The sequence below is a fragment of the Streptomyces sp. P13-3-3 genome (assembly GCF_050571355.1).
Classification (GTDB): Bacteria; Actinomycetota; Actinomycetes; order Streptomycetales; family Streptomycetaceae; genus Streptomyces; species Streptomyces althioticus.
This window is the reverse complement of the sequence record NZ_CP192228.1, coordinates 1949916-1961813: the sequence shown is the minus strand read 5'-3', so window position 1 is coordinate 1961813 and position 11898 is coordinate 1949916. Positions and strand designations below refer to the sequence as shown.

Here is an 11898-nt window from a genome sequence, read left to right as displayed (position 1 = left end):
ACGCCGGTTCGGATTCACGGATAGTCAACAAACCCCGGCTCTCCAGCATGCCCGACGCCGCACCCGACCTTATAGCACGTGCATTCGATTTTACTGTCCGGTTCACCTCCTTCACCCGAAGGTGTGACGCGGCTAGGGTCGGCGCCATGATTGATCACGCTGATGACCTGGCGTCTGTACAGGCCGCGACCGAGCGGCTGCTCCATGCGGTCGGCGCCCTGGACAACGCGGCTGTGACCCAGTCGTCACGCCTGCCCGGCTGGACCCGCGGTCATGTGCTGACCCACCTGGCCCGCAACGCGGACGCGCTGGTGAACGTCTTCGAGGGCCGCCCCATGTACGCGTCCGCCGAGGCGCGGGACGCCGACATCGAGGCGGGCGCCGCGCGCCCCCTGGACGAACAGCTCGCGGACGTGCGGGAGAGCGCGGAGCGTCTCCGCGCGGCGGCCGCGGTCCCGGCGGACTGGTCGCGCACCGTGGAACTGCGCAACGGCGTCACCGACCGCGCCGAGCGGGTGCCCTTCCGGCGCTGGATCGAGGTGGAGCTGCACCACGTCGACCTGGGCATCGGCTACGAGCTGGAGGACCTGCCGGCGGACTTCACCGAGCGGGAGACCGGCTTCCTCGCGGCCCGTTTCAGCGGTCACGCGGACGTGCCCGCCACCACCTTGTCGTCCACCGACGGCCGGACGTGGACCACCGGGGGCGGGGCGGACGGCGGGCCGGTCACGGTGGAGGGGACGCCCGCCGACCTGCTCGGCTGGCTCGCCGGACGCCGGGACGGCGGCGCCCTGACGGTGAAGGGCGGGGACCTCCCGAAGCTGCCGCCCCTGTGAGCGCTGTCCGGCGCCGGTTCCGGCGCTAGGCTGACGCTCATGACGTACAGCGGGCGGGTGACGGTCGGCGGGCCGGCCGACGTGCACGAACTCAAGGACCTGATGATCACCAAGGTCGCGGTCGGCCCCATGGAGAACAACGCGTACCTACTGCGCTGCCGGGCCACCGACGAGCAACTGCTGATCGACGCGGCGAACGACGCCGGGACGCTGCTGGGCATGATCGGTGACGACGGGATCGCGTCCGTCGTCACCACCCACCGGCACGGCGACCACTGGCAGGCGCTCGCGGAGGTCGTGGCCGCCACCGGCGCCCGCACCTACGCCGGCCGGTACGACGCCGAGGGCATTCCCGTGCCGGCCGACGTGCTCGTGGACGACGGCGACGTGATCCGCGTCGGACAGGTCGAGCTCACCGCCCGCCGGCTCGTCGGCCACACCCCCGGCTCGATCGCCCTCGTCTACGACGACCCCCACGGGCATCCCCATGTGTTCACCGGGGACTGCCTGTTCCCGGGGGGTGTGGGCAACACCCACAAGGACCCGGAGGCGTTCGCCAGTCTGCTGCACGACGTCGAGACCAAGATCTTCGACGTCCTCCCGGACGAGACCTGGGTCTACCCGGGCCACGGCAACGACACCACGCTCGGCGCCGAACGCCCCCACCTGCCGGAGTGGCGCGCCCGCGGCTGGTGAGCGGGCGGCGGGCCTACGTCACGCCTCGGCCGTGCCCGGTCCGGCCAGCGCCGCGATCCGCTCCACCGCGAACACGTACCCCTGGACGCCGCACCCCGCGATGACGCCGTCGGCGCGCAGGGACACGTAGGAGTGGTGCCGGAAGCTCTCCCGGCGGTGGATGTTGGAGATGTGGACCTCCATCACGGGCATGCCGTCGCAGGCGTTGAGGGCGTCCAGGATCGCGACCGACGTGTGCGAGTAGGCGCCCGGGTTGATGACGATGCCGCAGTGGTCGAGCCGCGCCTCGTGGATCCAGTCGACCAGCTCGCCCTCGTGGTTGGACTGGCGGAGGTCCACCGTGCCGTTGTGCGCCGCGGCCGCTCGGGCGCACATCGCCTCGACGTCCGCCAGGGTGTCACGCCCGTAGATCTCCGGCTGCCGCTGCCCGAGGAGGTTCAGGTTGGGGCCGTTGAGAATCATGATCGGGGCGTCGGCCAGGTTGCGGGGCACGTTTCCTCCGGTCCGTCGGGAGCGCGGCCCCTCGCCGGAACCGCTGGTCGCACCCGGTCTATCACGCCGTGACGGCGGTTCGTACGGCACTTCCGCCGCGGCCGTGGGACCCGCCCGCACGCCGGAGGCCCCCAGGCCCGCCCGCAAGTGCGGGCGGGCCCGGGGCCTCGTCGGTCAGGGGTTGATCGTCAGTTCCAGATAGGCGGCGAGCAGCACCAGGTGCACGCCTCCCTGGAGCGGTGTGGCCCGGCCCGGGACCACGGTCAGGGCGCCGACCACCACGGTGAGGGCGAGCAGCACCATGTGAGTGTTGCCGAGGCCCAGGACGAGGGGGCCGGGCAGCCAGAGCGAGGCCACCGCGACGGCGGGGATGGTCAGGCCGATGCTGGCCATCGCCGAGCCCAGCGCCAGGTTCATGCTGGTCTGCACGTGGTTGCGGCGCGCCGCGCGCACCGCGGCGATGGTCTCCGGCAGCAGCACCAGCAGGGCGATGATCACACCGACCACGCCGTGGCCGAGACCGGCCGCCTCCACCCCGGACTCGATGGTCGGCGAGACGCCTTTGGCCAGGCCGACGACGCCGATCAGGGCGAGGAGCAGCAGTCCGAGGCTGACCAGCGCGGTACGCGTGGAGGGCGCCTCGGCGTGCTGGTCCGGGGAGGGCACCTGACCTTGCTTCACCACCGGGAGGAAGTAGTCGCGATGTCGCACCGTCTGGGTCGCGACGAACAACCCGTACAGCGTCAGTGAGGCGACCGCGGCGAAGGTGAGCTGGACGGAGGAGAACTCCGGGCCCGTCTTGCTGGTGGTGAACGTCGGGAGCACGAGGCTCAGCACGGCCAGCGTGGCCACGGTGGCCAGGGCGGCGCCGGTGCCTTCCGAATTGAACACGGCCGTCTTGTGGCGCAGCGCGCCGACGAGCAGGCTGAGCCCGAGGATGCCGTTGCACGTGATCATGACGGCGGCGAACACGGTGTCCCGGGCGAGCGTCGCGCTCTTGTCGCCGCCGTCGAGCATCAGGGTCACGATCAGCGCGACCTCGATGACCGTGACGGCGACGGCCAGCACCAGGGATCCGAACGGCTCACCGACCCGGTGGGCCACGACCTCGGCATGGTGCACCGCCGCGAGCACCGCTCCCGCCAGGACCAGGGTCACCACGACGACGATGCCGCCGGGCAGGTCCCTGCCCCAGGTCAGGGCGAGGAGGACGACCGCGAGCACCGGAACGGCGTGCGTCCAGCGGCCTGCGAGGGTCTTGATCCGGTCCGTCATGCGGCGATCGTCCCCGGCGTGAGAGGGTGCCGCACCTCAAGGACTGCCGACCACCGGGCGACCGTCGAGGGCGTCGGAACTGCTGTCACCGCCGTGCGGCGACCCCTTCCGCTCCGCGATCCTGATCGTCTCGGGGTCATCATGGTCACGCATGGCCTCCTCGTACTGGTCGGTTGTGGTGGGCGCCGCCCAGGGGGCGGCGCGGTGGAACGTGCGGGTCCGGGAGGGGGGGGCGGCGCTGTGCCTCCCCCGCTCCCGGCGCCCGTGTTCCTGGTGTCGACGGGGTCAGACGTCGATGTCGCTCTTCGCGGGGGTCTCGGCCGGCCCCGTGACCGCCTCGGCCTGCGCCTGCTTACGGGAGGCGCGGAGGCTGGTGATCGTGGTGACGATCAGCACCGAGCAGATCACGCCCAGGGAGACCGGAATGCTGATCTCGGGGACGTGCACCCCGGACTCGTGCAGGGCGTGCAGCACCAGCTTCACGCCGATGAAGCCCAGGATGATCGACAGGCCGTAGGACAGGTGGACCAGCTTCCTCAGCAGTCCGCCGATGAGGAAGTACAGCTGCCGCAGACCCATCAGCGCGAACGCGTTCGCCGTGAACACGATGTACGGGTCCTGGGTCAGGCCGAAGATCGCGGGGATCGAGTCCAGTGCGAACAGGACGTCGGTCGTGCCGATCGCGAGCATCACGACGAGCATCGGGGTCATGACCCGCTTGCCGTTCTGCTGGATCCACAGCTTGGTGCCGTGGTAGCGGTCGGCCACGCCGAAGCGGCGCTCGGCCGCCTTGAGCAGCTTGTTCTCCTCGAACTCCTCGTCCTCCTGGTCGGCCCGGGCCTCCTGGATGAGCTTCCAGGCGGTCCAGATCAGGAAGGCGCCGAAGAGGTAGAAGACCCAGGAGAAGCTGGCGATGATGGCCGCGCCCGCGGCGATGAATATCGCGCGGAGCACCAGGGCGATGAGCACTCCGACGAGGAGCACCCGCTGCTGGTACTTCGAGGGCACCGCGAACTTCGCCATGATCAGGACGAAGACGAAGAGGTTGTCGACGCTCAGCGACTTCTCGGTGATGTAGCCGGCGAAGAACTCGCCCGCCGGCCGGCCGCCCCCGAAGATCAGCAGACCGACTCCGAAGATCGCGGCCAGGACGATCCAGACGACCGTCCAGATCCCCGCCTCCTTGACGGACACGTCATGCGGCTTGCGGCCGATGAAGAAGTCGACGGCGATCAGGGCACACAGGCCCACGATCGTCAGGACCCACAGGGTCAGGGAAACATCCACTACGCCTCCGGCAGATACGTCACACGGCAAATGTCAGCGTCGTCGCTGCCGGAGGTCTCTTCCACCCGGACCTGGAACGCGTGACGCGCCCCGATGGTCTCCGGGCCGACGCCCCGGGATCTGGCCTGATCCGTATTGACGGGGTCGCCGCACAGACAGGGAGTACTCCCCTCCGTGCGGTCAAGACTACCCAATCACCAAGGATTGGTAAAGAGATCGGTAAAGAAAGACACAAAGACCCAGGTGAAGGGCTTTACGCGTCCTTGGTCAAAGCGCCCGGGCGGTCATCTGCTCCCTGTGCGGCGGGCCTCGGCGACCTTGGTGAGGACCTGTCGGAGCACCTCGCTGCCGTGCGGCACCGTCGGCGGCTCGTACGTCCAGGCGTGCCCCACCCACGGGTCGGCGAGATGGTCGTCGGGCACCGGGGTCAGGCGCAGCAGCGCGCGCCACAGCGGGTCGAGCAGCGGGCCGTAGCCCGCGGACTCCTCGCGGTCCGCGACCATCATCAGGTGGACGCCGACGGACGGCCCCTCGTCGACCAGGTAACGCAGCTGGTTCACGGCCCGGTCGTCGAAGCCGTGCGGGAAGTCGTTGACGATCAGCAGCTGCTGCGAGGTGTCGAAGCCGGGCGGCAGGGCGTCCGGGGCTCCGCCGCGCAGCGCCATCTGCACCAGGTCGACCCGCTGGGTCAGCCGGGCCAGCACCTCCGTGACACCCGCGGCGCCCTGCGCGGGCGGCCCGGCGAGGACTCCGGTCTGGGTGAGCGGGGCCAGCGCCCGCGCGCCGGACCCGGCCGGGTCGACGACGTGCACGGTGAACTCGCCGGCCGGGTAGACGGCGAGCAGCCGCGCGGCGTGCGCCACCGCGGTGTCCATGGCCAGGCGCCGCATGTCGTGGGAGTCGGTGAACGACCCGTCCAGGGAGTCGGTGCGCCCGCTGTCGATCCACAGTCCGCGCTCCAGCGGCAGCCGGAGCAGCATGGGGATACGGATCGGCTCGGCCTCGGGCAGCCGGAGGTCGCCCAGGCGCAGCGCCATGGGTATCTCCATCGGCACCCGGTAGGCGTGCCAGCAGGGGTTGTCCCAGCGGGCGAACGCCGGGGGCAGCGCGGGCTCGACGACCTCCGCCTCGGCGACGAGCTGCGCGACGTCCCGGTCCAAGGACGCCCGCGCCTGGTCGACGAGCTGCGAGCACCGCGCGCGGGCCGCCTCTCGGGCGGCGTCGCCCTGGCCGCCGATGCGGCTGCGCGGGTCGGACAGGGTCTGCTCCAGCTCCTTGTCCATCCGCGACTCGGCGAAGTCCACGGCGCTGCGGTAGGCGGCGGTGGTGCGGGCCAGGTCCTCGAACATGCCCCAGACCTGGTTGTACAGCCGCTCCTCCATGGACCAGCCGGTCGCGTCGCCCGCCACGGGCCGCGCGGGCTGTCCGGGCTGGGCCGGGGGCGCCGTGGGCGGGGGCGGGGGCGGGGCGGACGTCTGCCGCCCGGGGTGGCTGTAGTTGACGGGCCCGCCCGACGCCGCGTGGGGGTCGGTGGCACCGCCGTAGGCCGGCTGCGGTCCGCCCTGGCCGCCCGACGGCTGACCGCCGTACGACGGCGGTAGGGGGACGGGGGCACCCTGCGGTGCGGCGCCCTGGTCGGGGCCGACCGCGGGGGCCGCGGCCTGACGGGAGCGGTCGCCCTCGGACGTGCGGGGCGGGGGCGCCTGGACGGAGCGCGCGAGGCCACGGGCGACGGCCTCGTCGATGCCGGACGCGAGCTGCGCGGCCTCGGCCAGCCCTTGGTCGGCGAAGAGTTCGGCCAGACCGCCCGCGTAGCCCTGGCCGACGGCGCGCACCTTCCAGGCGCCCTGCCGCCGGTACAGCTCCAGCGCGACGACGGCGGACTCCAGGTCCAGGCCGGTGATGGTGTAGCTGGCCACCTCGGCGCCGTCGAGGCCGGTGACGGCGACGAAGGGGGCGGCCACGGCGCCGAAGCGGGCGGGTCCCGCGCCGCCGTCCGGGGCGGGCAGGGCGAGCAGCACGCTGACGCGGTGGACGGCTTCGGTCATGGCGTCCAGGTCCACCGCGAGACGGTGGTCGGCGGCCGCCTGACGCGACACCTCGAGACCTGGCTGTACGGGGGCGCCCGGGTGGGCCACCCACTCCGTGCCGTGGATCCGTCCGTTCTCGTCGCTCAGTGCGGCGGCGGCCGCGACCGGTGTGCCGGCCGAGATCCGGATCTCCAGACGGGACTGGGACAGCGGGTGGTTCTGTCCCCGCACCAGCTCGGCCGTCATCGCGTGGTCCCCCTGTGTCGCGTCGATGTGTCGGGTGCGCCGAACCGGCCCCCTGTCCGGGGGCCGGTTCGTCCGCGGCTGTCGTCTAGAGGACCGGCAGGATGGCCGGCATCAGGTCCTGGAACGTGCGGCCGTTGGCCGGGTTGCCGAGGGCCGTCATCGTCCAGCCCGAGCCGTTGCGGTGCACCTTGGCCATGATCTGGGCGGTGTAGGGGCCGCCGCCGGCCAGCGTGTAGCGGGCGAGCTCCTGGCCGTTGGTCTCGTCGACCAGGCGGCAGAAGGCGTTCTGCACCTCCTGGAACGTCTGGCCCGTGAAGGAGTTCACGGTGAAGACGATCTGGTCGATGTGGACCGGGACGCGCGAGAGGTCGACGAGGATGGCCTCGTCGTCGCCGCCCTGGCCGACACCGCCGACGAGGTTGTCACCGGTGTGGCGCACGGAGCCGTCGTCGCTCACCAGGTGGCGGAAGAAGACGACGTCGACCGGCTGCTTGTCGGCGAAGAGGACGGCGGAGGCGTCCAGGTCGATCTCCCGGGTGCGGGAGCCGAACAGGCCACGCCGCGGGGCCGCCTGCCAGCCGAGACCCATGCGAACCGCGGTCAGGCTGCCGCCGTCGTTCTTCTGCAGACTGATGGCCTGACCCTTGGTCATGTTGACGGTCACGCGCTGATTCCCCTCTCGGACGTCCCCTGTTGCCGCGAAGACCGCGGTTGACCAGAACCCTACGCAGGTGCACTGACAGCGACGAACCCCGGTCCACACTTTGTGTCGGTCTTGCAACACATTGCGTGTGCGGAGGTCAGGACAGGCCCGCCTCCTGCATCTGCCTCAGTTCCTTCTTCATCTCGGACACCTCGTCGCGCAGCCGTGCCGCGATCTCGAACTGCAGGTCGGCGGCGGCGGCGCGCATGCGCGTGGTGAGTTCCTCGATCTGCCCGGCGAGTTCGGCCGCGGGGCGGTCGGTGGGCACGGTCTCGACGGCTGTGCCCTTGGCGCCCTTCGCGCCGTTCTTCGCGGCCTTCGTGGCCTTGCCGCCGAGGGCGGGCACCGGGGTCTTGGTGCCGCCGCCGTCCTTCTTGGCCTGGCGGTAGCCCGAGCCGAGCAGCTGCTCGGTGTCGATGTCCTCGCGGGCGATCTGGGCGACGATGTCGTTGATCTTCTTGCGCAGCGGCTGCGGGTCGATGCCCTTGGCCTGGTTGTACGCGATCTGCTTCTCGCGGCGGCGGTTGGTCTCCTCGATGGCCTTCTCCATCGCCGGCGTGATCTTGTCGGCGTACATGTGGACCTGGCCGGAGACGTTGCGCGCCGCGCGGCCGATGGTCTGGATCAGGGAGGTGCCCGACCGCAGGAAGCCCTCCTTGTCGGCGTCGAGGATCGCCACCAGGGACACCTCGGGCAGGTCGAGGCCCTCACGCAGCAGGTTGATGCCGACCAGGACGTCGTACTCGCCGCTGCGCAGCTCCCTCAGCAGCTCCACCCGGCGCAGGGTGTCGACGTCGCTGTGCAGGTACCGCACCTGGATGCCGAGTTCGAGGAAGTAGTCCGTGAGGTCCTCGGCCATCTTCTTGGTGAGCGTGGTGACCAGGACGCGCTCGTCCTTCTCCACGCGTGTGCGGATCTCGTGCACCAGGTCGTCGATCTGGCCCTCGGTGGGCTTGACGACGACCTCGGGGTCGACGAGTCCGGTCGGGCGGATGATCTGCTCGACGAAGCCGTCCGAGCGGGAGAGCTCGTACTGGCCGGGGGTGGCCGACAGGTACACCGTCTGGCCGACGCGCTCCTGGAACTCCTCCCACTTCAGCGGGCGGTTGTCCAGGGCGGACGGCAGCCGGAAGCCGTGGTCGACCAGGGTGCGCTTGCGGGAGGCGTCGCCCTCGTACATGGCGCCGATCTGCGGCACGGTGACGTGCGACTCGTCGATGACGAGGAGGAAGTCGTCCGGGAAGTAGTCCAGGAGGGTGTTGGGCGGCGAGCCCGGTGTGCGGCCGTCGAAGTGCATCGAGTAGTTCTCCACGCCGGAGCAGGTGCCGATCTGGCGGAGCATCTCGATGTCGTACGTGGTGCGCATGCGCAGCCGCTGGGCCTCCAGCAGCTTGCCCTGCTTCTCCAGCTCGGTGAGGCGCTCGACGAGCTCCTTCTCGATGTCGTTGACCGCCCGCTCCAGCCGCTCGGGGCCCGCGACGTAGTGGGAGGCGGGGAAGACGTAGAGGTGCTGGTCGTCGCTGATGATCTCGCCGGTGAGCGGGTGCAGCGTGGAGAGCGCCTCGATCTCGTCGCCGAACATCTCGATGCGGACGGCGAGCTCCTCGTAGACCGGGAAGATCTCGATGGTGTCGCCGCGCACGCGGAAGGTGCCGCGGGTGAAGGCCATGTCGTTGCGCGTGTACTGGATGTCGACGAAGCGGCGCAGCAGCTCGTCGCGGTCGATCTCGTCGCCGACGCGCAGCGGGACCATGCGGTCCACGTACTCCTGGGGGGTGCCCAGGCCGTAGATGCAGGAGACGGAGGCGACCACGACGACGTCGCGGCGGGTGAGCAGCGAGTTGGTCGCGGAGTGGCGCAGCCGCTCGACCTCCTCGTTGATCGAGGAGTCCTTCTCGATGTAGGTGTCCGACTGCGGGACGTACGCCTCGGGCTGGTAGTAGTCGTAGTACGAGACGAAGTACTCCACCGCGTTGTTCGGCAGGAGCTCGCGGAACTCGTTGGCCAGCTGGGCGGCCAGGGTCTTGTTCGGCGCCATGACCAGGGTCGGACGCTGGAGCTTCTCGATCATCCACGCCGTGGTGGCGGACTTGCCGGTGCCGGTGGCGCCGAGCAGCACGACGTCCTGCTCGCCGGCCTCGATGCGCTTGGCGAGCTCGGCGATGGCCGCGGGCTGGTCGCCGCTGGGCTGGTAGGGGCTGACGACCTCGAAGGGCGCCACCGTGCGTTCGATCTGGGAAACGGGCCGCATGTCATCCACGGTACGACCCCCCACTGACAACGGGCCCGGGTCAGCGGCGCTGGGGGGTGCGGGAGCGGTGCTCGACGGGGCCGCGGGCGCGCAGCCGGGAGCGGACCGAGGGGTGGTGCGCCGGGGGGTGTGCGGGGATCCCGGGCAGGCGTTCGGCGGAGGGCGCCGGCGCCCGGCCCATGACGACCAGCGGGTCGAAGACCACCACGATCCCGGCGAGGACGAGGACGGCGAGCGGGCCGGCCATCATGGGGCCGAGCAGGGCGGCGGCGGACTCCCCCGTGGCGGGTTCGGCGGTGCCGTGCACGTGCACCTCGACGGCGGCCATGCCGATGTAGTGCATGCCGGTGACCGCGAGGCCCATGACCATGCTGGCGCCGACGCTCCACAGGAACCCTCTGGCCCGGCCCGCCGCCCACAGCGCGGCGCTGGCGGCGGCCATGGCGACGACGACCGAGGCGGCGACGGCGGCGGTGTTGTACTCGACCTGTCCGTCGAGACTCATTCCGGCCATACCGAGGTAGTGCATGGAGGCCATGCCGAGACCGGTGACGGTCCCCCCGGTGAACAGGGCCGTCCCGGTGGCCCCCCGGTAGCCGACGATGAAGATGCCGATGCCCACCATGACGACGGCGACGGCGAGGCTCGCGTAGGTCATCGCGCGGTCGTAGTGGATCGGCGTCCCCTCCACGGTGAAGCCCATCATCGCGATGAAGTGCATCGTCCAGACGCCGGCGCCGATGGCGGCGGCCCCGAGGGCGAGCCAGCCGGGCCGCCAGGAGCGCGGCCCCAGCCCGGCCCGGGTGGTGCAGCGCAGCCCGAGCGCACCCCCGAGACAGGCCATGAAATAGGCCACCAGAGGTGTTACCAGCCCGTAACTGAATCCGTCGACCGTGCCTTGCATGCGCGGCTGCCCTTCCGCCCTGTACGTCCCGCGTTGCCCCGTTGTACGCCCCCTCCCAGGACCGCTGCGGCGGCCAGGGTTTCGCAGAGAGTATGACCCCCACCGGAATGGTCGAACGACTATCCGGCAAAGAAACACGTCCTTGCCGCAGGTGTGTGGCACCGGTGTGCGGCGTTGGAGGGCCGTCGTTCAGCCTGTGGCCATCCTGCACCCGTCTCGCGTTGACCCTCTGCTGTCACAGTGGTTCCTACTGTGACCGTTCGACGCGAGGAGTACACATGCACGTACGCGCTGTTGCCGCCTCGACCACCGCGCTCGCGGGAGCCGCCGTCCTGCTGCTGCCGCTCTCCCCGGCCCGGGCCGCCGAGGGGGCCGCGCCCGCGCCCGTGGTCGTCGCGCACCGGGGCGCCTCGGGCTACGCGCCGGAGAACACGCTGGCGGCCGTCGACAAGGCGGCCGACCTGGGCGCCGAGTGGGTGGAGAACGACGTCCAGCGCACCAAGGACGGAGCACTCGTCGTCGTCCACGACGACAGCCTGCAGCGCACCACCGACGTCGAGGAGGTCTTCCCCGACCGTGCGCCGTGGAAGGTGAAGGACTTCACCGCCGCCGAGATAGCCCGCCTGGACGCGGGCAGCTGGTTCGACCCGAAGTACGCGGGCGCGCGCGTGCCGACCCTGGAGCAGTACGTGCACCGGATCGACCAGCACCGGCAGAAGCTGCTGCTGGAGATCAAGAACCCGCAGCTGTACCCCGGCATCGAACGGGACATCCTCAAGGTGCTCACCGACGAGGGCTGGCTCGACCCGGCGCATGTACGGCAGCGGCTGGTCGTGCAGAGCTTCGACGCGGACAGCGTGCGCACGGTCCACCAGCTGGCCCCCGCGGTGAAGACGGGCCTCCTCGGCACGCCGCCGGTCGCGGACCTGCCGGCGTACGCGGCCTTCACCGACCAGATCAACCCCTCGCACGCGTCGCTCACCGCCGACTACGTGACCGCGGTGCACGCCTTCAAGGGGGCGCACGGCAAGCGACTGGAGACGTTCACCTGGACGGTGAACGACGCGGCCGCCGCCCGCCGGGTGGCCGGCTACGGGGTGGACGGCGTCATCACCAACAACCCGGACGTCGTGCGTGACGCGGTCGGCGGCTGACCCGTCGGCCGCGGCTGTCCCGCA

Annotated in this window: 10 protein-coding genes; 3 read left to right on the top strand and 7 right to left on the bottom strand. The window is 71.0% G+C overall.

Going from position 1 to position 11898, the window contains the following annotated elements; genetic code table 11:
- Positions 1-146: 146 nt before the first annotated feature.
- Entirely contained in the window at positions 147-836 is a 690-nt protein-coding gene (locus ACQZOG_RS08860; protein WP_203551028.1) for a maleylpyruvate isomerase family mycothiol-dependent enzyme, read from the top strand.
- 39 nt (positions 837-875) lie between these two features.
- A complete protein-coding gene (locus ACQZOG_RS08855) occupies positions 876-1532 on the top strand; it encodes an MBL fold metallo-hydrolase (RefSeq protein ID WP_033273116.1) in 657 nt (218 codons plus the stop codon).
- Positions 1533-1550: 18 nt separating this feature from the next.
- Here ACQZOG_RS08855 and aroQ read toward each other — a convergent pair whose 3' ends face one another.
- From aroQ to ACQZOG_RS08820, 7 genes are all read right to left on the bottom strand, one after another.
- A complete protein-coding gene (aroQ, locus tag ACQZOG_RS08850) occupies positions 1551-2024 on the bottom strand; it encodes a type II 3-dehydroquinate dehydratase (RefSeq protein WP_033273115.1) in 474 nt (157 codons plus the stop codon).
- A 174-nt stretch (positions 2025-2198) separates the two neighbouring features.
- Entirely contained in the window at positions 2199-3299 is a 1101-nt protein-coding gene (locus tag ACQZOG_RS08845) for a calcium:proton antiporter (RefSeq protein WP_193454711.1), read from the bottom strand.
- 285 nt (positions 3300-3584) lie between these two features.
- Positions 3585-4586 carry a TerC family protein gene (locus tag ACQZOG_RS08840; protein ID WP_193454712.1) on the bottom strand — a complete coding sequence of 334 codons (1002 nt, stop codon included), beginning with the start codon at positions 4584-4586 and terminating at the stop codon, positions 3585-3587.
- 284 nt (positions 4587-4870) lie between these two features.
- Entirely contained in the window at positions 4871-6862 is a 1992-nt protein-coding gene (locus ACQZOG_RS08835; RefSeq protein WP_430741420.1) for a TerD family protein, read from the bottom strand.
- An 85-nt stretch (positions 6863-6947) separates the two neighbouring features.
- Positions 6948-7526, bottom strand: a complete 579-nt coding sequence (locus ACQZOG_RS08830) for a TerD family protein (protein WP_033273111.1) — start codon at positions 7524-7526, stop codon at positions 6948-6950.
- A gap of 136 nt (positions 7527-7662) precedes the next feature.
- Entirely contained in the window at positions 7663-9816 is a 2154-nt protein-coding gene (gene uvrB / locus ACQZOG_RS08825; protein ID WP_430741419.1) for an excinuclease ABC subunit UvrB, read from the bottom strand.
- A 40-nt stretch (positions 9817-9856) separates the two neighbouring features.
- Positions 9857-10720 carry an MHYT domain-containing protein gene (locus ACQZOG_RS08820; RefSeq protein ID WP_193454714.1) on the bottom strand — a complete coding sequence of 288 codons (864 nt, stop codon included), beginning with the start codon at positions 10718-10720 and terminating at the stop codon, positions 9857-9859.
- Positions 10721-10998: 278 nt separating this feature from the next.
- Here ACQZOG_RS08820 and ACQZOG_RS08815 point away from each other — a divergent pair, with 278 nt between their 5' ends.
- The gene (locus ACQZOG_RS08815) at positions 10999-11874 is read left to right on the top strand and encodes a glycerophosphodiester phosphodiesterase (protein WP_037639001.1); all 876 of its coding nucleotides are present in this window, start codon (positions 10999-11001) and stop codon (positions 11872-11874) included.
- Positions 11875-11898: the final 24 nt, after the last annotated feature.

What these genes read in the sequence shown, in the direction of transcription:
- uvrB (WP_430741419.1), bottom strand. Translation starts at nt 9,816, where the DNA reads ATGCGGCCCGTTTCCCAGATCGAACGCACGGTGGCGCCCTTCGAGGTC.
- ACQZOG_RS08815 (WP_037639001.1), top strand. Translation starts at nt 10,999, where the DNA reads ATGCACGTACGCGCTGTTGCCGCCTCGACCACCGCGCTCGCGGGAGCC.
- ACQZOG_RS08845 (WP_193454711.1), bottom strand. Translation starts at nt 3,299, where the DNA reads ATGACGGACCGGATCAAGACCCTCGCAGGCCGCTGGACGCACGCCGTT.
- ACQZOG_RS08860 (WP_203551028.1), top strand. Translation starts at nt 147, where the DNA reads ATGATTGATCACGCTGATGACCTGGCGTCTGTACAGGCCGCGACCGAG.
- ACQZOG_RS08855 (WP_033273116.1), top strand. Translation starts at nt 876, where the DNA reads ATGACGTACAGCGGGCGGGTGACGGTCGGCGGGCCGGCCGACGTGCAC.
- ACQZOG_RS08820 (WP_193454714.1), bottom strand. Translation starts at nt 10,720, where the DNA reads ATGCAAGGCACGGTCGACGGATTCAGTTACGGGCTGGTAACACCTCTG.
- ACQZOG_RS08835 (WP_430741420.1), bottom strand. Translation starts at nt 6,862, where the DNA reads ATGACGGCCGAGCTGGTGCGGGGACAGAACCACCCGCTGTCCCAGTCC.